Raw genomic sequence first — 26,860 nt, forward strand, 5'->3', positions numbered from 1 at the left:
ATGCCGACTCCGCGATCCGTCCGCCATTCGTCATGCGAACCATGCGGACTCCTTGTGCCGTACGTGGGGGGAGACGTCCGAGTGGCCCGCCACAGCTGGCGTGCCCGTGGAGCCGGGTACGGCCGAGTGCCCCAGGTGCCGGTGGACGAAGTGGATGGCCATCGCGCCCTCACCGGCCGCCGAGGCCACCCGTTTCACCGAGCCGCTGCGGACGTCCCCTACCGCGAAGACACCGGGCAGGCTGGTCTCCAGGGTGGCGCAGGGGTGCCCGTGGGCGTCCCACGTGTCGGGGTGGGCGCAGGCTTCCTGAGCCTCCGGGCCGGTGAGGACGAAGCCGCGGGAGTCGAGGGCGATGACGCCGGCGAGCCAGTCGGTATGGGGGTCGGCGCCGGTGAACACGAACAGGCCCCTTACCGAGAGCCGGCGGTGCCCGCCCGTGCGGTTGTCGACCACGTCGATCTCCTCCAGCACTTCCTCGCCGATGACCTCGGTGACTTCGGTGTGCAGCATGACCTCCACCCGCGGATGGCGCTCGACCTGGTCGATCAGGTAGCGGGACATGCTGGCGTCGAGACTGGCTCCTCTGACCAGCAGGTGTACCTTCGGGGCGTGCTCGGCGAGGAACAGCACCGCCTGGCCCGCCGAGTTGCCTCCCCCGACGACGGCCACCGGGTCGGTGCGGCACCGCTGGGCCTCGTAGAGGGTCGCCGAGTAGTGGACGCTGGTGCCCTCCAGGCGTTCGATGCCGGGCACCTGGAGCCGCCGGTAACGGGCGCCCGTGGCCAGTACGACGGCGCGGGCGGCGATCTCGCTGCCGTCGGCGAAGGCCACCACGTAGTGGTCCTCGTCCTTGGGACGCAGACCGGTCGCCTCCAGGGGAAGGCTGATCCTGGCGCCGAATTTTTCGGCCTGGAGCACGGCGCGTTCGGTGAGTTCGGCGCCGGAGATGCCGGACGGGAAGCCGAGCAGATTCTCGATGCGGGAGGACGTGCCGGCCTGGCCTCCGGTGGCCATCGCCTCCACCACCGTCGTGCTCAGACCCTCGGAGGCGGCGTACACCGCGGCAGCGAGGCCGGCGGGTCCGGAGCCGACGATGAGGACGTCGCCGTGACGGTTTCCGGCGGGCAGGGACGGCAGGCCGATGAGCCGGGCCAGTTCCGCGTTGCTGGGGTTGCGCAACAGGGTGGTGTCCCGCCAGATGACGAGCGGTGTCTGCGCCGGGTCGACGCCGAAGCGGCGCAGCAGGTCCTCGGCCTCCTTGTCGGTCTCCAGGTCGATCCAGCGGTGCGGCAGTCGGTTGCGGACGGCGAACTCGCGCAGCCGTCTGGTGTCGGGGGAGTAGCGCGAGCCGATGATGCGGAAGCCGGCGCCCTGTCCGACGAGCAGCGCGCGACGGCACAGACAGGCGCGCAGCACGACGTCCGCGATGGTGGCGTCCTGGGACACCAGGTGGCGCAACTCGTCCAGGGGGACGAGGAGGACCTCGCCCGCCTCCCTGGCGACAGCGGTGTAGAAGGCCACTTGTCCGTAGAGCAGGCCGAGTTCGCCGATGAAGCGACCAGGGCCGTGCACGCGCAGCACACGCTCCTCGGGGGTGCCGTGGTCCTCGACGACGGCGACGGTACCGCTGAGGACGACGAAGAACGTCTCGCAGCGCTCGCCCTCCCGGATCAGCACGTCGTTCGGAGCCGTGGTCCGGCGTTGCCCGTGCGCCGCCAGACGTGCTGTCTGGTCCTCCGTGAGGCGCGGGTACGCGCCGTAGATGTCCGGGGTCTCCCCGACGGCGGTCTCGTCCGCTTTCTCCGGCACCGGTTCTCCGCCCGGCAGCGACTGGTCGCCGGACATCAGACGAACGCCTCGTCAACGTAGCACCAGCGCCAGTCCTCGCCGGGCTGGAAGGACTGCACGATCGGATGGGCGACGGCAGCCGCGTGCTTGCGCGCGTGCTTGTTCGGCGAGGAGTCGCAGCAGCCGACGTGCCCGCAGGTCAGGCAGAGCCTCAGGTGGACCCACGGGGAGCCGAGCATCAGACACTCCTGACACCCTTCCGGGGTCAGCGGCTGGACCGGCCGGACAAGCGTGAGATGGGGATCTGTGTACAGGGTCATCCGGATCACCCTTTCCGGGCGGTGAGCGACTGTTCCACCCACTGGCGCAGAGCGGGGGCGGGCGCCGCCCCCGCCTGCCGGGCGATCGTCTCGCCCCGGTCGAGAATCAGCAGTGTCGGTACGGCCTGGACCTCGAAACGCCGCGACAGCCGCGGGTTCTTGTCGACGTCGACCTTGACGAGTTTGATGCGGCCGGCCAGGTCGGTGGCGACCTTCTCCAGCGCGGGGCTGACCATGCGGCAGGGACCGCACCAGGTGGCCCACAGGTCGACCACGACGGGGATGTCGGCCTGCTCGGCGACCTCGGCGAAGTCGTCGTCGCCCGCCTCCACCGTCCACGGTAGGGGCTGCTTGCAGTGGCCGCACTTGGGGCGGCCCTCCGCGGCCGCGGGCACCCGGTTGGTGCGCCCGCAGTGGGGACAACTGACGGTCGTCGCCTGCATGGTGCTCATGCCGTTCACGCTCCCTTCACGTCCCCGGGCTGGTCGTAGGTGACCACCAGCTCTCCGTGCTCGGCGTCGACGCGGACCGTCGCGCCGTCCTGGACGTCACCGCGCAGCAGGGCGCGCCCGACCATCGTCTCGACCTCGTGGGTGATGTAGCGGCGCAGCGGCCGGGCCCCGTACACCGGGTCGTAGCCCTGGTGGGCGATCGCCTCCCGGGCCGCGTCGGTGAGTTCGACGGTGATGCGGCGTTCGGCGAGCCGGCGGCGCAGCTCGTCGAACTGCAGCTCCACGATCCGCTCGATCTGCCGCTCGCCGAGCGGCTTGAACAGCACGATGTCGTCGACCCGGTTGAGGAACTCCGGGCGGAAGTGACCGCGCAGCTCGCCCATCACCAGGGCGCGGGCGTCCGGCTTGATCTCGCCTTCGGCGGTGGCGCCGTCGAGGAGGTGCTCGGAGCCGATGTTGGACGTCATGATGATCACGGTGTTGCGGAAGTCGACGGTGCGGCCCTGGGAGTCGGTGATGCGGCCGTCGTCGAGGACCTGCAGCAGGGTGTTGAAGACATCGGTGTGCGCCTTCTCGATCTCGTCGAACAGCACGACCGAGTACGGCTTGCGGCGTACGGCCTCGGTGAGCTGGCCGCCTTCCTCGTAACCGATGTATCCGGGCGGGGCGCCCACGAGCCGGCTGACGGTGTGCCGCTCCTGGTACTCGCTCATGTCGAGGCGGACCATGTTGTCCTCGGAGTCGAACAGGGCCGCCGCGAGTGTCTTGGCCAGCTCGGTCTTCCCGACGCCGGTGGGGCCGAGGAAGATGAACGAGCCGATGGGGCGGCGCGGGTCGCGGATGCCGGAGCGGGCGCGGATGACGGCGTCGGCGACGAGCTTGACGGCCTCGTCCTGGCCGATGACGCGCTCGCGCAGGATCTCGTCGAGGCGCAGCAGCTTCTCGCGTTCGCCCTCCTGGAGACGGGCGACGGGGATGCCGGTCCAGGCGGCGACGATCTCGGCGATCTCCTCCTCGGTGACGACCTCCCGCAGCAGCCGGTTCTCCCCTTGCTTGGCGGCCAGTTGCTCCTCCTCCGCGGCGAGCCGGCGCTCCAGGTCCTGAAGGCGGCCGTAGCGCAATTCGGCGGCCCGGTTGAGGTCGTAGGCGCGTTCGGCCTCCTCCGCCTCGTGGCGGACCTGCTCCAGTTCCTGGCGCAGCTCCTGCACGCGGCGGATGGCCTGCCGTTCGGCCTCCCACTGGGCGCGTTTTGCGTCGGCCTCGCTGCGCAGGTCGGCCAGTTCCCTGCGCAGTTCCTCCAGGCGGGTCTTGCTGGCGGAGTCGGTCTCCTTGGACAGGGCCGCCTCCTCGATCTCCAGGCGGGTGACGCGGCGGGTGAGTTCGTCCAGTTCGGCGGGCATCGAGTCGATCTCGGTGCGCAGCCGGGCGCACGCCTCGTCGACGAGGTCGATGGCCTTGTCCGGCAGGAACCGGTCGGTGATGTAGCGGTGGCTGAGGGTGGCCGCGGAGACCAGCGCGGTGTCCTGGATCTTCACGCCGTGGAAGACCTCCAGGCGTTCGCGCAGTCCGCGCAGGATGGAGATGGTGTCCTCCACGCTCGGCTCGTCGACCAGCACCTGCTGGAAACGGCGTTCGAGGGCGGCGTCCTTCTCGATGTGCTTGCGGTACTCGTCGAGGGTCGTGGCGCCGATCATGTGGAGTTCGCCGCGGGCGAGCATCGGCTTGAGCATGTTGCCCGCGTCCATGGCCCCTTCGGCGGCGCCGGCACCGACGACGGTGTGGAGTTCGTCGACGAAGAGCAGGATGTGCCCCTGGGCGGCCTTCACCTCGGACAGCACGGCCTTGAGGCGTTCCTCGAACTCGCCGCGGTACTTGGCGCCGGCGACCAGGGAGCCCATGTCGAGAGCGAACACCGTCTTGTCGCGCAGGCCCTCGGGGACGTCGCCGCGAACGATGCGCTGGGCCAGGCCCTCGACGATGGCCGTCTTGCCGACGCCGGGATCGCCGATGAGGACGGGGTTGTTCTTGGTCTTGCGGCTGAGGATCTGGGTCACGCGGCGGATCTCCGCGTCACGGCCGATGACCGGGTCCAACCGACCGGACCGGGCCTCCAGGACCAGGTCGCGGCCGTACTTCTCCAGAGCCTCGTAGGCCACTTCGGGGTTGGCGGAGGTGACCCGCTGGTTGCCGCGGACCTGGGTGAGCGCGCTCAGGAACGAATCCCGGGTCACGCCGTGCTCCTTGAGCAGGCGTCCGGCGGTGGTCGCGGAGCCCTCCTCGGCCAGGGCGAGCAGCAGGTGCTCCACGGACACGTACTCGTCCTTGAGGCGTTTGGCCTCGCGCTCGGCGGCGTCGAGCAGCCGGGACAGGCGCTGGGTGACGAAGACCTGGCCGGGTGCCGCGCCGGGGCCGGTGACCTTCGGGCGGCGGGAGAGGTCCTCCCGCACGGCCTCGCGCAGTTCCTGCGGCCGGGCGCCGGCCTGGAGCAGCAACCGTGGGATCAGACCGTCCTCCTGATCGAGAAGCGCGAGCAGCAGGTGTTCCCCGTCGACCTCGGTCTGCCCCATGCCGACGGCCGTGCTCTGGGCCTCCTGGAGGGCTTGCTGGGACTTCTGGGTGAGACGGTTCATGTCCATGGGGGTGTTTCACTCCTCGTGCCGCGGCCGCGCAGGGCGGCTTCGAGCAGACTGATGCGGTCGAGCAGGTCGAGCACCAGGCCGATGGATGCGTAGTTGAGGCAGAGTCCGGTGCGCAGCCGCTGGACACGGGCGAGCAGCGCCGGGGCCGTGGGGTCGAACACCAGTCGCCCCGCGGAGTCGCGTTCGGCGTCGACCAGGCCGAGGGCGACGAACCGGCGGATCAGATCGGGGTGGAGTCCCGAGCGAAGGGCCACGACGGGCAGGGAGAGCCTGGGGACGGGGACGAGTGCGTACCGGACGGCCGTCGAGGCGGTGATGTCGGCGCCCGTTCGTACCGGACGGGCGGCCACGCCGGCCTGACCGATGCCTCTGGCTCCCGCGCGTCGGTCGTTCATCGCGTCCTCCTGGGATCGAACGAGGAAGCGGCGGCGAGCTCCTCGAACAGTTCGCGCTCCCGGTCGCTGACGGTGGGAGGCACCATGATGCGGATTTCGGCGTACAGGTCACCGTCTGCGCCCCGCCGGTTCGGCATGCCCTCGCCGCGCAGCCGCAGCCGCCGGCCGCTGGAGGAACCCGGGGGCACCGTGACCTTCGCCGTGCCGCCGCCGGGTGTGGGCACCGGCACGGTCGCACCAAGGGCCGCCTCCCACGGGGCTACCGGGACCTGGACGTGCACGTCACGGCCGTCCAGCCGGAACCGGGGGTGGGGCTGGATGCGCACCCGCAGGTAGAGGTCGCCCGCGGTCGCGTCACCACTGCCCTGGCCGCCCTCGCCCGCCAGCCGGATGCGCTGCCCGTCGGTGACGCCCGGCGGCACGTCGACCTCGTACCGCCGTGGCTGCCCGGTGGGGCCGGCGAGTGTGACGGTACGACGTCCGCCTCGGAACGCCTCCTCGACGGTGAGCGGCAGTTCGGCCTCCTGGTCCGCTCCGGGGACGCCGCCTCGGGCGGCGCCTGCTCCGAACATCGAGCCGAACAGGTCCTCGAAGTCGATGCCCTCCGCGCCGAAGTCGTCGCCGAAGCCGGTGGCGTACCGGACGCGCGGACCTCCACCGCCCGCGGTCCTCCGACCGCGGAAGCCGCCGCCCGCTCCCGCCCCGACCCGTTCGTCGAAGTCCTCCGGGACCTTGCGGAAGTCCTCGCCGAAGCGGTCGTAGCGGGCTCGGGTCTTGGGATCGGACAGGACGCTGTACGCCTCGTTGAGGTCCTTGAAACGCTCCTCCGCCCCGGGGTCCTTGTTGACGTCCGGGTGGTACCTGCGGGCGAGTTTGCGATACGCCTGCTGGATCTCGTCCTGGCTCGCGGTCCGCGAGACGCCCAGCACCTCGTAGAAGTCCCGTGCCATGTCCGGTCACTCCCGCTTCGCCACGGTCACGGCGGCGGGCCTGAGCTGGCGCTCGCCGTCCCCGTAGCCCGGGCGCAGCACCTCGACGACCGTTCCCGGCGGGGCGTCGGGGTCCTGGACGACGCCGACCACCTCGTGCCGGGCCGGGTCGAAGGGGACGCCGGTCTCCGCGTGCCGCGGGTAGCCGAGCAGTTCGAGGACGTTCACCGCCTGGTCGCGTACGGCTCGGACGCCCTCCACGATCGCGCCCGGGTCGGCGCCGGCGTGGGTCAGGGCGAGTTCGAGGTTGTCGACGACGGGCAGGAAGGCGGCCGCCGTGCGGGACCGCTCGGCCGCCCGTTCGCGCTCCAGTTCCCTGGCGTGACGCTTGCGAAGGTTGTCGAGGTCGGCGAGTGCGCGCCGCCAGCGGTCCTCCAGTTCCTGGAGCGCGGTCGTGTACTCGTCCTCGGCGGACGCGCGGCCGGCGGCATCGGGTCCCGGTTCGCCGTTCGCCGCTTCGGACGGGGGCGGGTCCGGTTGGGGCAGATCCCTGCGAGGAGCAGGTCCGGCGCCCTCGGGGATCCCTCCGCCCGGATCCGACGCGGCCCGCTCGGGTTCCTGGGGGTGGATGGGCATGGCGCTCAGCCCTTGTCGAACTCGGCGTCGATGACATCATCGGCACCGCCGCTGGCGGGGCCGCCGGTGGCGGTGACCTGGTCGGGAGCGTCGCCCGTCGCGGCGGCGCCCTGGTGGGCCGCCAGACCGGCGAGCACCTGCTGCAGTTCGGAGGCCAGAGGCCGCGTGCGCTCCACGCCCGCCTCCTCCTTGACCGCCGCCCGGGCGTCGGACACGAGCATCTCGGCGCGTGCCTTCTCGTGCGCCGGCGCCGCGTCGCCCAGTTCGGCCAGGCGCTTCTCGACCTGGTACGCGACGGCGTCGAGTTCGTTGCGTGCGTCGACTGCCTCGCGCAGTGCCTGGTCCTGGCCCCGGTTGTGCTCGGCCTCCTGGACCATGCGTTCGACCTCACCGCGGTCCAGGTTGGAGCTCTCGCTGATGGTGATGCCCTGTTCCTTGCCGGTGTCCTGGTCGCGGGCCTTGACGTCGAGGATGCCGTTGGCGTCGACGTCGAAGGTGACCTCGATCTGCGGTTCGCCCCGAGGGGCCGGCCGGATGTCGGTGAGCTGGAACCGGCCCAGCACACGGTTGTCGGCGGCCAGTTCGCGCTCGCCCTGGAGGACGACGATGTCGACGGCCGGCTGGTTGTCCTCGGCGGTGGAGAAGGTCTCGCTGCGGCGCGCGGGGATGGTGGTGTTCCGCTCGATGATCTTCGTCATCACTCCGCCGCGCGTCTCCACTCCCAGCGACAGCGGGGTGACGTCGAGCAGCAGGACGTCCTTGACCTCGCCCTTGAGCACGCCCGCCTGGATCGCGGCGCCCAGGGCCACGACCTCGTCGGGGTTGACGCTCATGTTGGGTTCCTTGCCGCCGGTAAGCCGGCGTACCAGAGCCTGGACGGCGGGGATACGGGTGGAACCGCCGACGAGGATGACCTCGTCGATGTCGCTCTCGCCTACCTTCGCGTCGGCCATCGCCTGCTGCACCGGTCCCAGGCAGCGCTCCACCAGGTCGCTGGTGATCTGCTCGAAAGTGGACCGCATGATGGACTCGGTGAGGTGCTTGGGGCCCGAGGCGTCGGCGGTGATGAAGGGCAGGCTCACCTGCGTCTGCGTGACGGAACTGAGCTCGGTCTTGGCCTTCTCCGCCGCCTCGAAGAGTCGTTGCAGCGCCTGCGGGTCCTTGCGCAGGTCGATGCCGTTCGCCTTCTGGAAGCCGTCGGCGAGGTGGTCCACCAGACGCCGGTCGAAGTCGTCGCCGCCCAGGTGGCTGTCACCGGCGGTGGAGCGCACCTCCACCACGCCGTCGCCGACGTCGAGGATGCTCACGTCGAAGGTGCCGCCGCCCAGGTCGAAGACGAGGACGGTCTCGTGCTCCTTTTTGTCCATGCCGTACGCGAGTGCGGCCGCCGTCGGCTCGTTGATGATGCGCAGCACCTCCAGCCCGGCGATCCGTCCGGCGTCCTTGGTGGCGGTGCGCTGAGCGTCGTTGAAGTAGGCGGGCACCGTGATGACCGCCTCCGTGACTCGCTCGCCCAGTTGCTTGGACGCGTCGTCGGCGAGTTTGCGCAGCACCTGTGCGCTGATCTCCTCGGGCGCGTACAGCTTGTCGCGCACCTTGAAGCGGGCCGCTCCGCCGTCGCCCTCGACGACGTCGTACGCCACCGCCCTGGCTTCCTCGGAGATCTCGTCGAAGTGCCGGCCGATGAACCGCTTGGCCGAGTAGATGGTGCCCTTGGGGTTGAGGATCGCCTGGCGTCGGGCGAGCTGGCCCACCAGACGTTCCCCGGTGTCGGTGAAGGCCACCACGGACGGTGTCGTGCGGTTGCCCTCGCTGTTGGGTACGACGGACGGCTCTCCGCCCTCCCACACGGCGATCACCGAGTTTGTGGTACCCAGGTCGATGCCCACTGCCTTGGCCATGAGGAACTCCTCCCGGTGCAGGGCCTGCGTCGACTCTCCGGATTGCGTTTGTCAAGCAGACAAGCAGAGGTGGGACTCGCCGGTCTCCCACGGGTACGAACGCGGGGTCTCCGGCACCTCCCAGCGTGACGAATCGGTTGGCTCCGGTCCTGCGCCTGGCGAGTCAGGAATGCCCGGACCTCGTCGCCCCAGGAGTACGAGAAGAATATGTACGACATATCGTTTATTTCGCCCTGGGCCGGGTACTCGGCGTACGAATCGCCTCCCTAGAGAATCGGGGAGAACGGAGTGATCCCATGGCCGGCAGCTGGACGCGCAGCCCTTACCATCGCGGTCCGTTCCTGGAGGGCAGTCGAGGCGGTGCCCGACGGCACCGCGCGTCCGCGCGCACCCAGCTCCGCCCACCGGCTCACCCGTCGGCTGATCACCACTCCCGCGATCTGTTGGTGCTCTCCCGCGCCCTGTTCGACACCCTGGACGAGGACGAGATCCTGCGACTGGCCATGGACCACATAGCCGCCGCGGGGCCGTATCGCGCCGAGGCCGGATACCTCGAGGTCGGCGGCGGCCTCGTGCCCAGCCCGAGGAGCCGGAAGACGCACGCCTCGGCCGTGGGCCGGAGGGTGCGGGAGCTGGCGGGGCGGGACGGCCCCGTGAGTGTGCCTGGCAGCCCCTGGGGCCGGGCTCTGGCGCTCCGCGGACTCGAGGGACTCCGCGGCTACCTCGTGGTGACGTCCCGTTTCCGGCCGTCCGAGGCCGAGCGCTCCTTGCTCGCCGTGCTCGTGGGGCACACCGCGGCCGCACTGTCCGTGGCCTTCGCGCGCCGCCGCCAACGCGAGGACGCGCTGGAGCTGTGCCGGCTGAGGGGAGAGCGCACAGCGCTCCAGGGACAGTTGATCGCCGTCATGGCCGAGTTCCGCTATCAGCGGGCCGTCTACGCGCTCATGGCCGACGTGGGTGCGTCGAGCGACGGCGAGGAAGCCGTCACCCGCGCCCTGTACGGGCTTACCGGACTTCCCGCGCTGGTCGAGGACCGTTTCGGTCGGCTGAGATCCTGGACCGGCCCCAGCCGCCCCGACCCCTATCCCGATCCCGACCCCGTGCGTCAGGACGACATGCTGCGAGCCGTCGCCTGTCAGGCCGGCCCGGTGCGGATAAAGGACCGGCTGACCACCGTGGTCCGCCGGCACGGCGACATCCTCGGCGTGCTGGCCCTGGTCGACCCAACGGACGAGGCCGACGAGCACGCCGTGCTCGCTCTGGAACGCGCCGCCGCATCCCTCGCCCTGGAACTGACGCACCTGCGCGATCTGGCCGACGTCGAGCTGAGGCTGCACCGCGAGCTGGCCGACGACCTCCTGGCAGGCACGGACGAGCCGAGTGCCTACGCCCGGTCCGAGGCAGTCGGACACGACCTGCACGGCAGCCACTACGTCGTCGTGGTCCAGTGGTCCAACCAGGTCGCCGATGACTGCTTCGCACAGACGGTGAGCCGGGCTGCCGTCGCGGTGGGCATGCGCTCCCTGCTGACCCGCCGCTCCGACCACGTCGTCCTGATCACCGGCGACCGGCCGCATGCCCGCGCGTTGTACGAGGCGCTCGCCAGGGAGACCGGAACACGGTCCGGAACGATCGGGGTCAGCGCCCCGTGCGAGGCCGTGAACGACATCCCCCACCGCTACCAGGAGGCGCAGCGCGCCCTGGAGGTTCGCCGCCACTCCCGGGAGTGCTACGGCGCGACGTTCTTCGACGAACTCGGCCTCTACCGTGTCCTGGGGCCCGGCAGCGATTTCCAGGAGCTCGAGACATTCGTCCATGACTGGCTCGGGCAGCTCATCGACTACGACGCCCGGCACCACGCGGCCATGGTGGAGACCCTGAACCGGTACTTCGACTGCGGCGGCAACTACGACGAGACGGCCGACTCCCTCGCGATCCACCGCAGTACGCTGCGCTACCGGCTCCAGCGTATCCGCGACATCAGCGGCAAGGACCTGACGGACGTCGAGGACCGGCTGAACCTCCAGGTGGCGACTCGAGTGTGGAAGATCGTGCTGGGCGGACCCTGCTGAGGCCCTCGCGACTCCCACCGCGGACGGCAGGGCCGTGGCTCCGGCGTCACAGGGCGATGACGTGAAGGTCGACCAGGTCGAGCAGCGCCCCCAGGGCCGAGCTGGGCCGCCGGGTCGACGAGGTGCCGAGGTGCATCCTCCAGCGGAGCACGGTGCCGTGGACGTCCAGGGCGTGCAGGCCGGAGGTGCGGGCGACGGCGAACGGGGGCAAGAAGGCGACGCCCAGACCGTGTCGGACCATGTCCGCCCCCATGGCGATGTCGGGCACTTCCAGTGCCACCCGGCGCGCGACGCCCGCCGCCGCGAACGCCCGGTCGACCACCTCGCGGTTTCCGTAGCCCGGCGGGAAGTCCACGAATGGCTCCCCCGCGAGGTCCGCCAGTGCGACTCTTTCCCGCTGTGCGAGCGGATGGGCGGCGCTCACCACCGGGACGAGCGGCACGGTGGCCAGCTCTCGTGCGTCGATCCCGGCAGGCCTGTGCTCGGGCAGCGACAGGAAGGCCACGTCCAGGTCCCCGCTGAGCAGTGCGTGCGCCAGTCCCGCCGAGCCGGTCGTCGCCGGCCGCAGCCGGACGTCGATCGCCGGATGCCGCGTGTGCAGCTGCCCGAGGAGCGCAGGCAGATCCACCACCTCGACCGAGGCCATGGCACCCACGTTCACCGTGCCGCGCAGCGTGTCCTGCGCCTCGCGCACGGCGTCCCTTGCCGCTTGGGCGGCGTGCAGGGTGGCCCGAGCCTCCGGCAGCAGCGCGGCGCCCGCTCCGGTGAGCCGGACCTGCTGCGACGTGCGCTCGAACAGCGCGGAGCCGAGTTCGCGCTCCAGGGAGCGGATGGCGGCGGACACCCCCGATTGCACCACGTGCAGCCGACGGGCGGCACGCGTGAAACTCAGCTCCTCGGCGACCGCGATGAACTGCTCCAGCTGACGTAGCTCCACAGGAGAAGTATCTCTCACTTTGCTCAACCTCAGCACAAACATTCGTTGGCATTGATCGTGCCTGGTGAAGAGGATGGAAGACACCATCGCTCTCTGCCCGAGGAGGGGTACCCCTGCCAGCCGCACCGACGCCGCTGAGTCGTGTCACAGCCGACGCTCCCGGCGACCCGAGCCACCCCGTCCAAGCACCCGCTTCCACCGGGCTGTCGCCCCGCGCCCCAGCCGGACGTCGTGCCTCGCACGCGACCGGCTTCTGGTTCGTGGCGGTGGCCTTCACCGTGCTGATGGCCTTCGGCACCGCGCCGACCCCGCTGTGGCCGCTGTACGAAGCCCGGGACCACTTCGGCGCGACCACGGTCACGGTGGCCTACGCCTCGATGGTCGTGGGCGCGGCGGCCGCCTTCCTCGGGCTGGGGCACCTGTCGGACCGGCTCGGCCGGCGCCGCGTCATCGTCCCGGCGCTGCTGGTCGGCATCGCCGCGGCGGTCGTCCTGATGCTGTGGCGGGACCTGCCAGGGCTGATCGTGGGCAGGATTCTGAACGGTGCCGCACTGGGGCTGATGGCCTCGACCGCGACGACGTACCTGCACGACCTCCATCACGAGGCCCGTCCGGATCGGACGGGTTCGGCGCTGCCCGGCATCGTGGCCACCGCGGCCAACCTCGGCGGCCTCGCCGCAGGGCCCCTCATCGCCGGCGCAGCCGCCGAGTGGCTTCCCGCGCCCCTGATCACCGCCCAGGCGATCTTCACGCTCGCCATGGTGGTGTGCCTGGCGCTGGTCCTGTCCACCCCGGAGACGGTGGACCTGGAACTGCCCGCCGCCGAACCGCCCCTCAGGTTCGCCCTGCGCCCCGGCGGCCGTCGGACGTTCGGCGCGGCCGGCTCCCTCGGCGCCTTCGCCTTCGCGATCCTCGGCCTGATCTCCTCGCTGGGGGCGAGCGTGCTCCACGGCACCCTGCACACCGACTCGCACCTCGTGGCCGGCCTGGCGGCCTTCCTCATGTTCGGTTCCGCGGCTGCGGCCCAACTGGTGCTGGGCCGCCTCCCACTGCCCAGGGTCCTGGCCGTGGGGGCGGGGGTTTTCCCGGCCGGCCTGGTCCTGTGCGCCGTCGCTCTGTACCACCCGGTGCTCTGGCTCTACCTCGTTGCCGTGTCCCTGTCGGGAGCCGGCTCCGGCCTGCTGTTCAAGGGAGGCGTCGAACGTGCCGTCTCCGTGGCCGCACCCGCTTCCCGCGCCGGAGTCCTCGCGGTGTTCTTCGTCGTCGCGTACCTGGGAATGGGTCTGCCGTCCGTCCTGTTCAGCATCGCCCTGCGGCATGTCACCGTGCAGACCGCGATGATCGGTTTCGCGGCTGTCCTCTCCTGCGGCGCCGTCGTGTCGGTCGTCGTCGCGTTGCGTGACCGCGCACCCCGTCCCGGCAAGGTCTCGGCGCGGTCCGACCGCCCCTCCTGACACCCGGCGGCGCACGCGACGCCCGTCGTCCGGGAGGCGCAACCTGGGTACTCGGGGATGGCACCCGTGACACGTAGTTGCGGCGAACAGGAGGCTACGGATGTCTGTGCAATCAGCCAGAACGATCACCCTCCGCTCGGGTGAGGAGATCCCCGCGCTCGGGCAGGGCACCTGGTACCTGGGCGAGAATCCGGCGCGGCGTGAACAGGAGATCGCCGCGCTGCGCCTGGGCGTGGACCTGGGCATGACCGTCGTGGACACCGCGGAGATGTACGGCGACGGCGCAGCCGAGGAACTCGTGGGGGAGGCCCTGCGAGGACGCCGGGAAGAGGTCTTCCTCGTCAGCAAGGTGCTGCCCGGCCACGCCGGCCGGAAAGGCACCGTCGCCGCCTGCGAGGGCAGCCTGCGGCGGCTCCGTACCGAACGCCTGGACCTCTACCTGCTGCACTGGCGCGGACGGTGGCCGCTCGAAGAGACCCTGGCGGGATTCACCGATCTGATGGAGGCGGAGAAGATCCGTTACTGGGGCGTGAGCAACCTGGACGTCGCCGACCTGGCCGAGCTGACCACCCTCCCGGGCGGCGACGCCGTAGCCGTCGACCAGGTGCTGTACAACCTCTCCCGGCGCGGCGTCGAGTGGGATCTGCTCCCCTGGTGCCGCCGGGCCGGGGTGGCGGTCATGGCCTACTCCCCTGTCGAGCAGGGGCGGATCCTGCAGGTCGAGACCCTGGATGCCGTGGCCCGTGCCCTCGGGGCCACGCCGGCCCAGGTGGCACTCGCCTGGGTTCTGGAACAGGGGGTGGCCGCGATCCCGCGGTCCGGATCACCCGACCACGTTCGGGAGAACCGCGGCGCGGTGGACCTCCGCCTTCCCGCGGAGGCGCTCGTCGCGCTCGACAAGGGGTTTCCGCCGCCCAGTGGGCCCACGCCCCTGGAGATGCTCTGAAAGCGTCGGCTCGACGGCCTGCCGACCCCGGGGACGCCCGCGCCACGCACGCTGCTCTGCCAGGGGAAGAGAGAGTCGCCTGTTTCGGCCTGGGATACGGAGGCGCCCGGCAGGGGGCTCTGCGAATCTCGAACGGGTAGCAGCCGATGGCGCCGGGTGGGAGGGAACGACGTCGTCCGTTCCCGGTGAGGAGGCGAGAGGCATGACCGTGATGGGTGTGTCGAAGTTCGAGAGGTTCTTTCGTGCCGCCGCGGGCCTCGACGTGGACCGCAACGACCTGAAGCGGTACGGCGGTTTCGTCGACGCCAAGCTCTACGACCTGCTGGTCGTCAGCCAGGCGTCGGCCAAGGCCAACGGGAGGGATACCGTCGAACCCTGGGATCTGCCGATCACCAAGGGCCTGCAGGAGAGCATCCACCGGTTCCGGCGGCTCGACGAAGAGGTCGACCTGAAGCCGATTCTGGAGCAACTGGCCACACACCCACCCCTCGACCGGACCCCTACCCAGGAGACCGAGGAGCGCTACCCCGAGATCATCGGCGGTCTCAGCGTCGCCCTCGCCGAGACGTTCAAGATCATGTATCCGGACGTGAAGAACCCGCAGACCAGTCACTGGGAGGGCGTCACGGCGGTGTTCGACCGGCTGCTGTAGCGGTCGCGCCCTGGCGTGGCGCGGGACCGACATGTCCTTACGAGGCTCGCGGCGCGCCGAAGACGCCGGACGTTACGGCCCGCGTTCCGCAACCAGTTACTCGGGAAGGGAACCGCACCATGACACAGCAACTCCAGGGGATGCGGGTGGGGATTCTGGCAACCGACGGCGTCGAGCGCGTGGAACTCGATCAGCCGCGCGGCGCGCTGCTGGGAGGAGGGGCGACGACCGAGATCGTCTCGCTCCACCCCGGCGAGATCCAGGCCCGCCAGTTCGACCTCGACGCGGCCGGGACCTTCCCGGTGGACCGCCTGGTCGCCGACGCCTCGGTCGACGACTACGACGCGTTGCTCCTGCCGGGCGGCACCGTGAACCCCGACCAACTGCGCATGGACCGCGACGCGGTGCGGTTCGTCAAGGACTTCCTGGCCAGTGGCAAACCGGTCGCAGCCATCTGTCACGGCCCCTGGACCCTTGCGGAAGCCGACGCCGTGCGCGGCCGCCGTCTGACGTCCTGGCCCAGCATCCGCACCGACCTGCGCAATGCCGGCGCGGAGGTCGTCGACCAAGAGGTAGTGGTCGACCGGCAGCTGGTCACCAGCCGCAGCCCGGCCGACCTGCCCGCCTTCTGCGCCGCTCTCGTGGAGCTGTTCGCCGGCGCGCATCACCACGCCGTCCCCGGCTGACCCGGCGGGGTGGGCCCGGACGGGGCGCCCTGCGAGCGGTGTCCGTCAGGAGTGCGCGAGCCGGGCCGCGAGGTAGGGCGCGGTGGCGCTTCGGCCGGCCCGTGCCACCTTGGCCGGCGGACCCGCCGCGACGACCTTGCCGCCCGCGTCGCCGCCGCCGGGTCCGAGGTCGATGACCCAGTCGGCGGTGGCGATCGTGTCCAGGTCGTGTTCGACGAGGACGACGGTGTTGCCGGCGTCGACGAGCCGGTGCAGCTGCCGCAGCAGGAGCGCGATGTCCGCGGGGTGCAGGCCGGCCGTCGGCTCGTCGAGCAGGTAGAGCGCGTGCCCGCGGCGCGCTCGCTGCAGTTCGGTGGCGAGTTTGATGCGTTGCGCCTCACCTCCGCTGAGTTCCGTCGCGGGTTGGCCCAGCCGCAGGTATCCCAGTCCCACCTCGCGCAACGTCTCCAGGCTGCGGGAGGCGGCCGGGACGGCGGACAGGAACTCGGCGGCGGCGTCGACGGACAGCGCCAGTACGTCCGCGATGTTCTTGCCGCGGTAGGTCACCTCCAGCGTCTCGGCGTTGTACCGGGCGCCGTCGCAGGTCGGGCACGGCGCGTAGGTGCCGGGCAGGAACAGCAGTTCCACGGCGACGAATCCTTCGCCCTGGCAGGTTTCGCACCGTCCTTCGGGCACGTTGAAGGAGAAGCGTCCGGCGGAGTAGCCGCGTGCCCTTGCTTCGTCCGTCGCCGCGTACAGCTTGCGGACCGCGTCGAACATCCCGGTGTATGTGGCCAGGTTGGACCGAGGTGTCCGGCCGATGGGCCGTTGGTCGACGCGGACCAGCCGGTCGAAGGACTCGACCCCGGAGGCGTCCTGGACGTCGACGTCCAGGTGCGCCTCGTCGGGTTCCTCGGGCGCGAGTCCGAGGTGGCCGCGGACGACCTCGGCGAGCACCTGTGTCACCAGCGTCGATTTGCCGGAACCGGACACGCCCGTCACCGCCGTCAGTACGCACAGCGGTACGTCGACGGAGACGTCGTGCAGGTTGTTGCGGGAGACGCCGCGCAGGCGCAGCCAGCCGTGCGGGGTGCGCGGGCGGTGCTCGACCGGCTCGGCGCGCCCGAACAGGTACCGGCTCGTGGCCGACTCCTCGACCGCCTCAAGACCGGCGACCGGGCCGCTGTACAGCACGCGTCCGCCGCCCTCGCCCGCACCGGGGCCGATGTCGACCACCCAGTCCGCCCGCCGTACGACGTCCATGTCGTGTTCCACGACGAACAGCGAGTTGCCCGCTGCCTTGAGACGGTCCAGCACGTCCATCAGCGGTTCCGCGTCGGCCGGGTGCAGACCCGCGGAGGGCTCGTCGAGGACGTAGACGACGCCGAACAGCCCTGAGCGCAGCTGGGTGGCGATCCGCAGGCGCTGCGCCTCGCCCGGCGACAGGGTCGTCGAGCGCCGCCCGAGGCTGAGGTATCCGAGGCCCAGGTCGAGCAGTACGTCGATCCGCGCGACCAGGTCGCCGCAGATCCGGACCGCGACCTCGGTGCTCTCGCCGGACCGGGCGGTCGGTGTCGTGGCCTCGGCATCGGACCGTCCGGCGACGGGCCGCAGCAGCGCCACGACCTCGGTGAGCGGCATCGCGTTGATCTCGGCGATGGAACGTCCGGCGAAGGTCACGGCGAGCGCCTCGGGCCGCAGTCCGCTTCCGTGGCAGGCGGGGCAGGGCACGCTCCTGACGAAGCGCAGCGCCCGTTCGCGCATCTTCTCGCTCTTGGAGTCGGCGAGGACGTGCATGACGTGTTTGCGGGCGCTCCAGAACTTCCCCTGATACCCGTAGTCGATCCGGTCCTCCTCCGGCTCGATGTACACGGAGGGCTGCTCGTCCGTGTACAGCAGCCAGTCGCGGTCCTTCTTCCTGAGCCTGCGCCATGGCCGGTCGATGTCGATGCCCAGGCCGTTCACGACACTGCGCAGGTTGGCGCCCTGCCAGGCCCCCGGCCAGGCGGCGATCGCACCCTCGCGGATGGTCAGCGAGGGGTCCGGGACGAGCAGGTCCTCGGCGACGTCGTGCACGACGCCCAGCCCATGGCACTCGGGGCAGGCGCCGGCCGGAGTGTTGGGGGAGAAGGACTCGGCTTCCAGCCGTGCCGTCCGGGGTGGATAGGTGCCGGCCCGGGAGTACAGCATGCGCAGCAGATTCGACAGCGTGGTGAGGGTGCCGACCGTCGAGCGGGAACTGGGCGCCCCGCGCCGCTGCTGCAGGGCCACGGCGGGAGGCAGGCCGGTGATTTCCTGCACGTGCGGCGCGCCGACCTGCTGCAACAGCCTTCGGGCGTACGGTGCCACGGACTCGAAGTAGCGGCGCTGGGCCTCCGCGTAGAGAGTGCCGAACGCGAGCGAGGACTTGCCCGAACCGGAGACGCCGGTGAAGGCGACCATCGTGTCCCGCGGAACGTCGACATCGACGTTCCGCAGGTTGTTCTCGGCGGCACCCCGGACACGCACGAAGGGGTCGGTCGCGTCATTGGTCACCGTTCCTGGTTACCCGATCGCGCCACAAACCGCGCGACAGGCGCCCACCCGGGCCCTCTTCACGAGCGCCCGGCGAAATCCCGGCAAGGGGAGCTCACAGGGCCGGACTGCGCACCTGTGGTCAGGGGCCAGCGTGTCACGGTCGCGGCGGCGTTACCTCGGGGGCATCCTGTGGCCACGGGGGGTCACGGAAGAGCCGGCGACAGGGAGCCATGCGGGTGCCGTCTCAGGAGGTTACGGTCGTGGCCCTGCTGGCGGATCCGGATGCGCCGACGGAGATCGCCCAGCGCATGGCCACGATGCTTCCCGATCGGCTCGCTCGCAGGTCAGGCCTGGGACGACGATTCGACGTCGAAGTGATCAGTGAGCCCTTCACCGCAGGGACCGAGGACCTGCGCACGGTGAAGCGCCGGATCATCGGCCGGGGACGTGAGGGGAACTGGGACGTCGTCGTGGCCCTCACCGACCTTCCGCTGCACTCGCACAGGCGCAAGCTCGTGATGGATCTGAGTCACGAACACGGCCTTGCTCTGCTGTCCCTTCCCGCGCTGGGGGGCCTCCGGCTGCAGACGAGGGCCCGGCAGGCCGTGGAAGACGCCGTGCTCAGCCTGGCGGCCCCGCGGACCGCCGGAGCACAGGGACGTCAGGGAGGTCCGCCGCGGCGAGGGCCCTTCGCCGGCTGCCTCACGCCGGTCCGTCCCGGTGAGATCGGTGAGGACGAGATCGTCGACCTGCGGTACGTCGTCAGCGGGCCACGCGGTTACCTGAGGGTCCTCGGCGGCATGGTGCGCGCCAACCGGCCGTGGCGCCTGGTGCCGGGCCTGTCGAAAGCCCTTGCGGCCGCACTCGCCACCGGAGCGGTCGCCACGGTGAACTCCACCATCTGGACTCTCGCCTTCGCCCTCGGCACGCCACGCCTGGTGATCGCCACGGTCGGGTCCATCGCCCTCATGATCGGCTGGCTGATCGTGGACGCGGGCCTGTGGCATCGAACGGACGAGGATTCGCCCGAGGCGCACAACAGGGCGGCTCTCTACAACGCCTCGACGATCGTGACCGTGGGCATCGGGGTGATCGTCTGCTACGGGGGTCTGGTGGTCATCAACATGGTCTGGGCGCTCTTCATCCTGAACGAACGGGTGTTCGCCTCCATCACGCGAATGCAGCTGCACGCCTCGGGCTACTGGACGTTGTCGTGGTTTGTCGCTTCGGTCGCCACGGTGGGCGGCGCGCTGGGATCGGGCCTGGAGAGCGACGAGGCGATCAGGGCTGCCGCCTACTCCAAGCGCGAACAGGAGCGTCTCAGCACGTTGCGGCAGAACCAGGGGGACTAGATGTAGAGGGTGGTCCTGCATCCCGAGCAGCCCTGAGGACCGCCGTCCGCCCGGTTGCCGCGGACCGGTCCGGTCGGCGCTCTGTTCAGCCTTCCACCGCGGCTGCCTGACGGCGTTTCGCCTGCTCTGCGGCCGGACCCGAACCAGAGGCGACCGCCCGCGTCCCGGCCCGCCTGGACGGATGGCGGACGCGTCCCCCGGGCGGCCCGCCCGGCACCACTCGACGGGCCCGGCTCCGAACCCGCTCCTGAAGTCACGGACACGGTTGCCGTCCTCCCCGGTCGGCGAGAACTTCCGTCGGGATGCAAGCGGCGGCGCGGCCGACGCGATCCGGACGGGTGTTCCGGCTAGGCTCGCATCCGTGACATGGCTGCGGGCCCTCGGGGAGGTCGCGCGATCCGGGCTCACCATCGAGGAGACGCGGCTGGAGCCCCTGGTCGCGCTGCGCGCGGCCGCCGGGGTGGCGATCGTCGTCGCGCCGACGCTGTGGCTGGTCTCGCCCGCGTACGCGGCGTCCGCCGCCCTGGGAGCCTACTCCGCGGGCGGCGCCACCTTCCAGCGCACCTGGCGTCCACGCAAGGTGATCGCGCTCGGCGCGGGCGCGGGACTGGCGCTCGGCACCTTCGTGGGCTACCTGGCGGCGGGGCGACTCGTGACGTTCCTGCCGCTGCTGGCCGTATGGGCCTTTGCCGCGGGTATGGCGTGGGCCGTCGGATCGACCGCCGGGATCGTCGCAGCGACGACCGTGGGCAGCATGCTGGTGACCATCACCCTGCCCACGAGCGTCGGGCGCGCCCTGGAGCACGCCGGGGTCATCGCGCTCGGGGGCGTGGTGCAGGCCGTGCTGATCCTGCTGTTCCCGATCCGGCGTTGGGGAGCGCATCGTGACGCGCTCGCCGACGCCCTGGCCGCCGTGGCGGACTACGCTCGCCGGTTGCGCCATGACCCGACCGCCTCGTTCGACCCGGAGCCGTTGATGACGGCCCGGAACGCGGCCGCCGTAACGCCGTCACAGGCCCGCACCCGTCCCCCCATCCTGCACGGCCCTCGTGGACTCGCCGAGCGCATTCGGCCGGTCGTCGCCGCGCTCGCCGACCCGGACGTGGGCGCCCCGGCGGAGGGACCTGGGCGGGACCGGGCGAGGGAGCTGCTCGACGCGGCCGCCGATGTCCTGGACACGGCCGCCCGTTCGGTCCGCCGCGGCACGCCCGCCGAAGTGCCGCCCGACAAAACGGACGTCCTGTGCGTCGGCGGTGAGCACGAGGTACTGGAGGGCTCCGCGCGGCAAACCGCCGAGCGGCTGGTGGACCTGCTCGGCGAGGCCCTGGAGATCGCCGGGAGTGGCTGCGCACGCGAAAGGGCGTCCACGCCCTCCGGTCTCGCCGGCGGCCAGTTCCTGGTGCGCCCTACCATGCTGCGGCTGGTGCCGGTCGTAGTCCAGGCGGTCCGCCGTGAACTCCACCGGGACTCGCCGGTGTTCCGGCACGCCGTCCGCCTGGCGGCGGTGGCGACGCTCGGCTACGTGATCGCCGCCCGGCTTCCACTGGGCCACGGCTATTGGGCGCCCCTCACCTCGGTGATGGTGATGCGGCCGGATTTCCACCAGACGTACGCACGTGCGGTGGCCCGTCTCGCCGGGACCCTGGCGGGGGTCGCGCTCGCCACCGGGATGGTGCGGGTACTGGGCCCGGACGCTCATCTGTCCGGCGCGCTGGCGGTGGTCTCGGCGGGCCTGTCGTACATGCTCAACCGTACCGGCTACGCCTACTCCCAGTGCTTCACCGCCGCGTACGTCGTCTTTCTCCTCGGCATGGGGGGCCAGGCATGGGAGCAGACGGTCCCGGACAGGATGGTGCTCACCCTGCTCGGCGGGGCGCTGGCCATGCTGGCGTACGTGGTGTTCCCCGCGTGGGAGACACCCCGGCTGCCGGGCCGGCTCGCGGACTGGCTCGCGGCCAACGGCCGCTACGCGGCCTCGGTGCTGCGCCATTACGCCGAACCGACCCGGGAGCGTCAGGCCGACATGCGCAGGGCACTGCTGGCGAGCAGGGAGGCACGTGCCGCCTGGCAGGAGGCGTACGACCGGGCGAGGCGGGAACCGGTCCGCCCCAGGGGGCTGACGTCGCGTGAGGCGCACGAGGCGCAGGAGGCGCTCAAGGGGTTCGGCAGGGCGGCGATGCTCATGGAGAGCCACGTCCCGCGGGACGGCGGTCATGACGTCTCCGAGGCGGAGCGGTTCGCCGAAGCTCTGGAGGCGGACACCGCGCGGGCGGCAGCCGACGTCCGCGAACACAGGAATCCGGAGTGGGGACGCGTGGAGGAGGCGCTCCGTGCGTGGGAGGACACCGCCGGAAGGGAGAGCCCGGTGGTGCGGCGCGAGGCGGAACTTCAGAAACGGTCCTTGGAGGACCTCGCGACGGCCGTGAGCCGCACCCCCCTGGAAAGGGACGTCGGTTCTGCTCGCGAGGAGCGGCGGGTGCGGGCCGCCGCCGCGGCGGACGACGGATCAGGACCGGCCAACCGGGGCGGGTGACGAAGCCGGCCGGCCGCGCCGCCTGTCCCACAGCTCCACGGCGACCTGCGCTACCTCACCGATCCCGACGCACTGCCCGGCGCATCGCCGGCCTGCGGCCGAATGTGATCGCCGTGATCACGGAGACCGTCAACGCCGTGGAGCCGCCGTCTACCCGCGCGGCGTACGCGGTCGAGAACGCCGCTCTGATGGCCACGGCCGACGCGGCGGTGGTCGAACTGGCACACAAGCTCCTCGCCGCCGGCATCCAGACACGCGAAGGGGAGCGGGACCACGAGAGGATCCTCGACAGCATCTGATCCGATCGCCGGACGAGGCCGTCGCCCCGCAACGCGTTCCGACGGGACCCGCGTGCGCCGCGGACGCCTTGATCACCTTGTGCTCAGCCCAGTACCTGCACTGCGTAGAGCGCACCGACGCCGGTCGCCAGGGCGGCCAGCAGCAGGCGCAGGGCGGCCTCCGGCAGGCGGGGCTGGAGGTGAACGCCGAGGTATCCGCCGAGGAGCCCGCCGGCCCCGCAGGACAGGCCGAGGAGCCAGTCGGGGGCGATGTCGCCCGCGGTGGTCAGGGAGAGCAGCGCGTAGCTGGACGCGCCGACCACGGAGGTCACGAAAGTGGCGGCGAGCGCGGCGGGTGCGACGGTGGCGACCGGGGTGCCGCGGCCGACGAGGACAGGGCCCAGCAGGGAGCCACCCCCGATCCCGTAGATGCCCCCGACGACACCGACGAGGAGCGCCAGCGTTCGGGTGGCGCGTGGCGAGAGCGGCCGTGGATCACGCGATCGTCCCGGGCGTACGGTCCGCTGCCCGAGCCACAGACCGAGGGGCACCAGGAGCGCCGCGACGAGCAGGCGGAAGACGCGCGCCCCGGGTACGGCGAAGACCCGGATCAGGGCGCCCAGGACGACGCCGGGCAGCGTCCCGGCGATCAGCAGACGGGGCAGGGGCCCGTCGAGGCGCCCGGCCCGCCAGTAGCGGAAGAGAGCACCGGGGCCGGCCACCACGTTGTAGAGCAGGTTCGTCGGTGTCACCGCCGGGCTCGGCACGCCCAGCACGCTGACCTGCACCGGCAGCAGGAAGACCGCTCCGGAGACGCCAACGGGGGCCGTGGCCAGGGATATCAACAGCCCCGTGGCGCAACCGAGCAGCCCCATGGACCAGTCCACAACAGTCCCCCTCCGGCGATCGGCCCCCGGAGCGGGTTGAAGTTCCGGCTCCGGTGCCTGCTGTTCTGATGACCATCGACCCCGCCCCGATCCAACCGTCCGCCGAAGGGGGTGGACAACTGCTGTCCGAAGGCGCAGGAGATCAAGGTCGCGGGGCGAGGGCCCGCGGGTGATGGGGGTTCAGGTCCCGTCCTCGTCGGCCGGCCGTGCCGCGCCGGGCTCGCAGGCGGCCACGAGAACGGCATCCAGCTGGGCTCGGGTGGCGGCGAGCTCCCGCATGTGATGGTCGATGCGCGCCCGCTCCGAGCGGAGCCGGGCGACCATCTCCGGGGTGACCACCCCCGTGCGTGCGCACGGCAGGAACTCCGCGATCGTCTGGCTACTGAGCCCCGCGGCGTAGAGAGCCTGGATCCACCGCACCCGCTGCACGGCATCCGGGCCGTAGAGGCGCTGCCCGCCTGCGCTGCGGCTCGACGTGATGAGTCGCTGCTGCTCGTAATAGCGCAGCGCACGTGTGCTCACCCCCGCTGCAGCCGCCACCTCGCCGATGCGCATCCTGTCTCTCCTTCCGTCCAGGCCGTCGCCGGGTCCCGAACCTTCCTGAGGAAATCCTGCGGCTCGTCGACCACGGACTTGCCTTTGACGTCAACGTCAACTTCTACACTCCGGGCAGCCGGGCCATCAACGCCGGTAGAACCCACCATGACGAAGCAGGAACCCATGAACACTGAGAACACCGTGACCGACGGCCTCATCCCCGCCGACATCCTCGCCTCGGCCACACCCGTCGCGGTCTACGGATACGCGCGGGCCAGGGCGGGTGAGGAGAGCCGCCTGCTGGGCGAGATCCAGGCGGTCATCGGACCCACTCGCGAGGAGGCCGGATGCGAGCAGTACGTCGTGCACACCGCACCCGACGAACCGGGCGCCTTCGCCTTCTACGAGCGCTGGTCCTCCGGCGCTCACCTGCTGGCGCACGTATCGCAGCCGTTCATGCAGAAGTACTTCGCAGCCATCGCGGACCTGGTCGACACAGAGCTGGAGGCCCACTGGCTGAACCCCGTCTCGTGATCAGGCCGTACGGCCTGCGCCTGCCGGGCCGGACCCGGAGTCGGGGCCAGGCCTTTGGCGATGGGGCGCCGGTACAGCGTCGGCGCCGGGGTGGGCGTACCGCTCGACCGCCGCGGTGCATGCCGCGGCGGGGCGCCGGTCAACGACCGCAGCGACATCCAGACAGCACCCGATCCGATACCCCGGTGGTCCCAACAGTCGGGGGGGGGAGCACGTCCGCCAAGCGTCTCATCCCCAACTCGTCCAGACCACGTTGGCTGAGGGAAGAGGCACCGCTGATGACGAATCGCATTCCGCGACGGCGGGCGAGATCTGCGGCTGACAGCAGCAGTCCGCGCACCTCGGGGGCGTGGCTTTGTCCACGAGAATGGACAACAGATGTTCACCACCTCGGAAGGCATCAGAGTACGCCGAGGTTCGAACGGTGATGTTCAACGTCCTGGCTGTGCTTCGGCCCCCGCAGTGGATCCAAAACACGTTGGCCTGTCTGCCACGAAGCTGCGACGATGCCATCTGCTTCTAGCGGAGGGCATTTGTTCGTTTTCGTGTGTGTGGGGTGCGGCGCTGAGCTGACCAACCCGCTGTCCCGGGTCGCCCTGCCGGCCCACGCTCATCAGAAGTACGGGAACGGGATTCAGCTCCCGGTGCTGATGGAATCGGGCACGTTCGCCGTGGACCCGGATCCTTGGGGGCCGCCATGGCGGAGATGGGAGGAGATCCATCCGGACGAGGCGGTGGCCCGCGGCATCTACGTGCCGGTCCACGCGCTCTCCGACGGCGCCCCTGGTTCGATCGTCATCGCACCTGGCGACGCCCGCGGCACCCTGCTGATCCCGGAGCGGGCCGGCGGCTACTGTTGCGGCCTCGACGGAGCAGACGGTCCCAACATGGCATGTGAAGAGTGCGGCCTGCCCGTGGCGAGCCGAATCGACGACTGCTCACTCTGGCAGGCGGTATGGCTTGCCCCCAACGCCGTGCGCCGCCTCCACGTCGACGGCGCCGACTCCGCACCGCTCTCCTGGGCAGAGCTGTTGGAGGAAGGGAAGTGCACGCCTCCGTTCGAGCCGGTCGCCACATGGGGGTCGCGGCTCGGGCCGAACCACTTCTGGTCGTGGAGCCCGCAGTGGGAGGCCGCGGTCGGCCGGGCACTTGCTCACCTGCTAGCGGCCTCGGAGGGCCAGCCGGTGACCGTCCCGGACGGTCTGAGCAAGGAAGTGTTCCAGCGCGCCCTCGACGCCCTGTTGCCCGCGGGTCCGCCGGCACGGCGCGCTGTCCTGGCCGGACCAGGACAGTCCACTCCCAACGCGGACGCTGACATGGTCCTCGTGCCGGCCCATCCGCAGACCGGAGAGACTTGGAGGCCGGCCGGCCCTGCCACTACGGCGTACCCGGTGCCTGTGCCGTTCGGGGTGTGGCTGTGGCTGGCCTTCCCGAAGGCGCACCTGCCAGTTCCCGCGTCGGGTGGCATGCCCGATGGCGTCCTCCGCGACGACCCGCCCGCACCGCGTCCCCGGTACTTGTTCCGGGCCGATCCTGGCGCGTTTCAGCACACCCTGGTCCGGCTGCCAGCCGTCCGCAGTTCGTGGTTGCGTGAGATCCACGAAAACCTCACGCAGCACATGCACGCTGGCCTCTTCTAGCGGACTGCCCAAGGTGCCGTAGCCGGTCTCCGACTTGCTCCGCAATCGAACAGCGCCGGACAGCGGTGTCTCCCGAAGTGGTGAACATCTGCTGTCCGTTCTCATGAACAAAGCCAGGGGCGAGATAAGTGACCTCGCGGAGGTCGACCTCCATGACACCGGGGGCCCGGGCGAACGTTCTCGAAAGTCTCCTGTGGACTCGGGGCACCCTTCGCGCGGACACCTCGCCCCGCAACCGGACGACGATCCGGTCATCACGGTGGTGAGAGGGGCTGAGCGGCACGGGAAGCCTTCCGGACGCGACGGAGACGTCGCCGACCAGACTTCCCGGCACACCACCCGCCCCGAGCGCGGAACGGGCCAAGGATTGCCCTGTTCGGGTTGTGCTGGTGGCCGTGTCGGTGCCTAGGGTCCCGAGCAGCAGAAGACTGCCGCCCTGCCGCGCAAGCCCGGCTGGCCAGTCAAGAGGACTGCTGTACGGGAAGCGGGGGCGCCCGTTGGAGTCGGCACTCTTCCTGGAGTATCTGGGGCAGAACGGGAGGGACCTTGCGTGGAGGAAAGCTGTCGTGGCTGTAGTAGACATTGGGTGGTCGTAGGCTTAGTGTCGTCTTCGTAGCCAGAAGTCAGAGGGGCGGAGCAGGTATGAACTGCTCTGCCGTTGGACGAGAAGGACACGGCCCCGGAGGGGTCGTGAGCAGGACCTGCGGTATCTGTGTAATCGAAAGGTAAGGAGCGGATCGCCATCAGGATCGCCCGGGCGCGGAAGCTGTCCGCCCGGGTTTCGCAAGGCCCCGGA

22 protein-coding genes are annotated in these 26,860 nt (G+C 70.9%); 10 read left to right on the forward strand and 12 right to left on the reverse strand.

Annotation, left to right across the window (positions count from 1 at the left end; genetic code table 11):
- Positions 1-30 precede the first annotated feature (30 nt).
- From ACIRQ9_RS22885 to dnaK, 8 genes are read right to left on the reverse strand one after another with little or no spacing between them, the layout of a single operon-like run.
- Positions 31-1,845, reverse strand: a complete 1,815-nt coding sequence (locus ACIRQ9_RS22885; protein WP_404176322.1) for an FAD-dependent oxidoreductase — start codon at positions 1,843-1,845, stop codon at positions 31-33.
- Positions 1,845-2,108: a UBP-type zinc finger domain-containing protein gene (locus ACIRQ9_RS22890; protein ID WP_404176325.1), complete on the reverse strand. Its 264-nt coding sequence runs from the start codon at positions 2,106-2,108 to the stop codon at positions 1,845-1,847. The genes ACIRQ9_RS22885 and ACIRQ9_RS22890 overlap by 1 nt, the downstream gene beginning before the upstream one ends.
- A 5-nt stretch (positions 2,109-2,113) precedes the next feature.
- Positions 2,114-2,560, reverse strand: coding sequence for a thioredoxin (trxA, locus tag ACIRQ9_RS22895; RefSeq protein ID WP_404176328.1), 447 nt, complete (start codon positions 2,558-2,560; stop codon positions 2,114-2,116).
- 5 nt (positions 2,561-2,565) lie between these two features.
- Entirely contained in the window at positions 2,566-5,196 is a 2,631-nt protein-coding gene (gene clpB / locus ACIRQ9_RS22900) for an ATP-dependent chaperone ClpB (RefSeq protein ID WP_404176331.1), read from the reverse strand.
- Positions 5,187-5,594 carry a chaperone modulator CbpM gene (locus tag ACIRQ9_RS22905; protein WP_404176334.1) on the reverse strand — a complete coding sequence of 136 codons (408 nt, stop codon included), beginning with the start codon at positions 5,592-5,594 and terminating at the stop codon, positions 5,187-5,189. Before ACIRQ9_RS22905 ends, clpB begins: the two co-directional genes overlap by 10 nt.
- The gene (locus ACIRQ9_RS22910; RefSeq protein ID WP_404176337.1) at positions 5,591-6,544 is read right to left on the reverse strand and encodes a DnaJ C-terminal domain-containing protein; all 954 of its coding nucleotides are present in this window, start codon (positions 6,542-6,544) and stop codon (positions 5,591-5,593) included. Before ACIRQ9_RS22910 ends, ACIRQ9_RS22905 begins: the two co-directional genes overlap by 4 nt.
- A gap of 6 nt (positions 6,545-6,550) precedes the next feature.
- On the reverse strand, positions 6,551-7,159 hold the full coding sequence (locus ACIRQ9_RS22915) for a nucleotide exchange factor GrpE (protein ID WP_404176340.1): 609 nt from the start codon (positions 7,157-7,159) through the stop codon (positions 6,551-6,553).
- 5 nt (positions 7,160-7,164) lie between these two features.
- Positions 7,165-9,060 (reverse strand): molecular chaperone DnaK, encoded by a 1,896-nt coding sequence (gene dnaK / locus ACIRQ9_RS22920; protein WP_404176343.1) that lies wholly within the window; start codon positions 9,058-9,060, stop codon positions 7,165-7,167.
- Positions 9,061-9,356: 296 nt separating this feature from the next.
- Here dnaK and ACIRQ9_RS22925 point away from each other — a divergent pair, with 296 nt between their 5' ends.
- Positions 9,357-11,132 carry a PucR family transcriptional regulator gene (locus tag ACIRQ9_RS22925; RefSeq protein WP_404176346.1) on the forward strand — a complete coding sequence of 592 codons (1,776 nt, stop codon included), beginning with the start codon at positions 9,357-9,359 and terminating at the stop codon, positions 11,130-11,132.
- Positions 11,133-11,178: 46 nt separating this feature from the next.
- Here ACIRQ9_RS22925 and ACIRQ9_RS22930 read toward each other — a convergent pair whose 3' ends face one another.
- Positions 11,179-12,069 carry a LysR family transcriptional regulator gene (locus ACIRQ9_RS22930; protein ID WP_404176349.1) on the reverse strand — a complete coding sequence of 297 codons (891 nt, stop codon included), beginning with the start codon at positions 12,067-12,069 and terminating at the stop codon, positions 11,179-11,181.
- Between the two features lie 260 nt (positions 12,070-12,329).
- On the opposite strand from ACIRQ9_RS22930, the gene ACIRQ9_RS22935 reads away from it, so the two are divergent.
- From ACIRQ9_RS22935 to ACIRQ9_RS22950, 4 genes are all read left to right on the forward strand, one after another.
- Positions 12,330-13,523 carry an MFS transporter gene (locus ACIRQ9_RS22935; protein WP_404176353.1) on the forward strand — a complete coding sequence of 398 codons (1,194 nt, stop codon included), beginning with the start codon at positions 12,330-12,332 and terminating at the stop codon, positions 13,521-13,523.
- Between the two features lie 100 nt (positions 13,524-13,623).
- Positions 13,624-14,469 (forward strand): aldo/keto reductase, encoded by an 846-nt coding sequence (locus ACIRQ9_RS22940; RefSeq protein ID WP_404176356.1) that lies wholly within the window; start codon positions 13,624-13,626, stop codon positions 14,467-14,469.
- 202 nt (positions 14,470-14,671) lie between these two features.
- Complete coding sequence (locus ACIRQ9_RS22945; RefSeq protein ID WP_404176359.1) at positions 14,672-15,121, forward strand: DUF1931 family protein; 450 nt, start codon at positions 14,672-14,674, stop codon at positions 15,119-15,121.
- Between the two features lie 119 nt (positions 15,122-15,240).
- Positions 15,241-15,807: a type 1 glutamine amidotransferase domain-containing protein gene (locus tag ACIRQ9_RS22950; RefSeq protein ID WP_404176362.1), complete on the forward strand. Its 567-nt coding sequence runs from the start codon at positions 15,241-15,243 to the stop codon at positions 15,805-15,807.
- 45 nt (positions 15,808-15,852) lie between these two features.
- Here ACIRQ9_RS22950 and uvrA read toward each other — a convergent pair whose 3' ends face one another.
- Complete coding sequence (uvrA, locus tag ACIRQ9_RS22955) at positions 15,853-18,321, reverse strand: excinuclease ABC subunit UvrA (protein ID WP_404176366.1); 2,469 nt, start codon at positions 18,319-18,321, stop codon at positions 15,853-15,855.
- 212 nt (positions 18,322-18,533) lie between these two features.
- Here uvrA and ACIRQ9_RS22960 point away from each other — a divergent pair, with 212 nt between their 5' ends.
- The 3 genes from ACIRQ9_RS22960 to ACIRQ9_RS22970 all read left to right on the forward strand — a co-directional run bounded on the left by ACIRQ9_RS22960 (position 18,534) and on the right by ACIRQ9_RS22970 (position 22,487).
- On the forward strand, positions 18,534-19,655 hold the full coding sequence (locus ACIRQ9_RS22960; RefSeq protein ID WP_404176369.1) for a hypothetical protein: 1,122 nt from the start codon (positions 18,534-18,536) through the stop codon (positions 19,653-19,655).
- A 361-nt stretch (positions 19,656-20,016) separates the two neighbouring features.
- On the forward strand, positions 20,017-22,188 hold the full coding sequence (locus ACIRQ9_RS22965; protein ID WP_404176372.1) for an FUSC family protein: 2,172 nt from the start codon (positions 20,017-20,019) through the stop codon (positions 22,186-22,188).
- Between the two features lie 113 nt (positions 22,189-22,301).
- On the forward strand, positions 22,302-22,487 hold the full coding sequence (locus ACIRQ9_RS22970) for a hypothetical protein (protein WP_404176375.1): 186 nt from the start codon (positions 22,302-22,304) through the stop codon (positions 22,485-22,487).
- An 83-nt stretch (positions 22,488-22,570) separates the two neighbouring features.
- On the opposite strand, the gene ACIRQ9_RS22975 is transcribed toward ACIRQ9_RS22970, so the two are convergent.
- Positions 22,571-23,353: a TSUP family transporter gene (locus ACIRQ9_RS22975; protein ID WP_404176378.1), complete on the reverse strand. Its 783-nt coding sequence runs from the start codon at positions 23,351-23,353 to the stop codon at positions 22,571-22,573.
- A gap of 180 nt (positions 23,354-23,533) precedes the next feature.
- Entirely contained in the window at positions 23,534-23,908 is a 375-nt protein-coding gene (locus tag ACIRQ9_RS22980) for a MerR family transcriptional regulator (RefSeq protein ID WP_404176381.1), read from the reverse strand.
- Positions 23,909-24,073: 165 nt separating this feature from the next.
- Here ACIRQ9_RS22980 and ACIRQ9_RS22985 point away from each other — a divergent pair, with 165 nt between their 5' ends.
- The gene (locus ACIRQ9_RS22985) at positions 24,074-24,424 is read left to right on the forward strand and encodes a putative quinol monooxygenase (RefSeq protein ID WP_404176384.1); all 351 of its coding nucleotides are present in this window, start codon (positions 24,074-24,076) and stop codon (positions 24,422-24,424) included.
- Between the two features lie 533 nt (positions 24,425-24,957).
- Positions 24,958-26,064 (forward strand): hypothetical protein, encoded by a 1,107-nt coding sequence (locus tag ACIRQ9_RS22990; protein WP_404176387.1) that lies wholly within the window; start codon positions 24,958-24,960, stop codon positions 26,062-26,064.
- Positions 26,065-26,860: the final 796 nt, after the last annotated feature.

Origin of the sequence: Streptomyces sp. NPDC101237, from assembly GCF_044767465.1 — a bacterium.
GTDB classification, from domain to species: Bacteria; Actinomycetota; Actinomycetes; order Streptomycetales; family Streptomycetaceae; genus Streptomyces; species Streptomyces gramineus.

Excerpts from the sequence above, each read along its gene's own strand:
- ACIRQ9_RS22885 (WP_404176322.1), bottom strand. The coding sequence starts at position 1,845 with ATGTCCGGCGACCAGTCGCTGCCGGGCGGAGAACCGGTGCCGGAGAAA.
- ACIRQ9_RS22890 (WP_404176325.1), bottom strand. The coding sequence starts at position 2,108 with ATGACCCTGTACACAGATCCCCATCTCACGCTTGTCCGGCCGGTCCAG.
- trxA (WP_404176328.1), bottom strand. The coding sequence starts at position 2,560 with ATGAGCACCATGCAGGCGACGACCGTCAGTTGTCCCCACTGCGGGCGC.
- clpB (WP_404176331.1), bottom strand. The coding sequence starts at position 5,196 with ATGGACATGAACCGTCTCACCCAGAAGTCCCAGCAAGCCCTCCAGGAG.
- ACIRQ9_RS22905 (WP_404176334.1), bottom strand. The coding sequence starts at position 5,594 with ATGAACGACCGACGCGCGGGAGCCAGAGGCATCGGTCAGGCCGGCGTG.
- ACIRQ9_RS22910 (WP_404176337.1), bottom strand. The coding sequence starts at position 6,544 with ATGGCACGGGACTTCTACGAGGTGCTGGGCGTCTCGCGGACCGCGAGC.
- ACIRQ9_RS22915 (WP_404176340.1), bottom strand. The coding sequence starts at position 7,159 with ATGCCCATCCACCCCCAGGAACCCGAGCGGGCCGCGTCGGATCCGGGC.
- dnaK (WP_404176343.1), bottom strand. The coding sequence starts at position 9,060 with ATGGCCAAGGCAGTGGGCATCGACCTGGGTACCACAAACTCGGTGATC.
- ACIRQ9_RS22925 (WP_404176346.1), top strand. The coding sequence starts at position 9,357 with ATGGCCGGCAGCTGGACGCGCAGCCCTTACCATCGCGGTCCGTTCCTG.
- ACIRQ9_RS22940 (WP_404176356.1), top strand. The coding sequence starts at position 13,624 with ATGTCTGTGCAATCAGCCAGAACGATCACCCTCCGCTCGGGTGAGGAG.
- ACIRQ9_RS22945 (WP_404176359.1), top strand. The coding sequence starts at position 14,672 with ATGACCGTGATGGGTGTGTCGAAGTTCGAGAGGTTCTTTCGTGCCGCC.
- ACIRQ9_RS22950 (WP_404176362.1), top strand. The coding sequence starts at position 15,241 with ATGACACAGCAACTCCAGGGGATGCGGGTGGGGATTCTGGCAACCGAC.
- ACIRQ9_RS22960 (WP_404176369.1), top strand. The coding sequence starts at position 18,534 with ATGCGGGTGCCGTCTCAGGAGGTTACGGTCGTGGCCCTGCTGGCGGAT.
- ACIRQ9_RS22980 (WP_404176381.1), bottom strand. The coding sequence starts at position 23,908 with ATGCGCATCGGCGAGGTGGCGGCTGCAGCGGGGGTGAGCACACGTGCG.
- ACIRQ9_RS22985 (WP_404176384.1), top strand. The coding sequence starts at position 24,074 with ATGAACACTGAGAACACCGTGACCGACGGCCTCATCCCCGCCGACATC.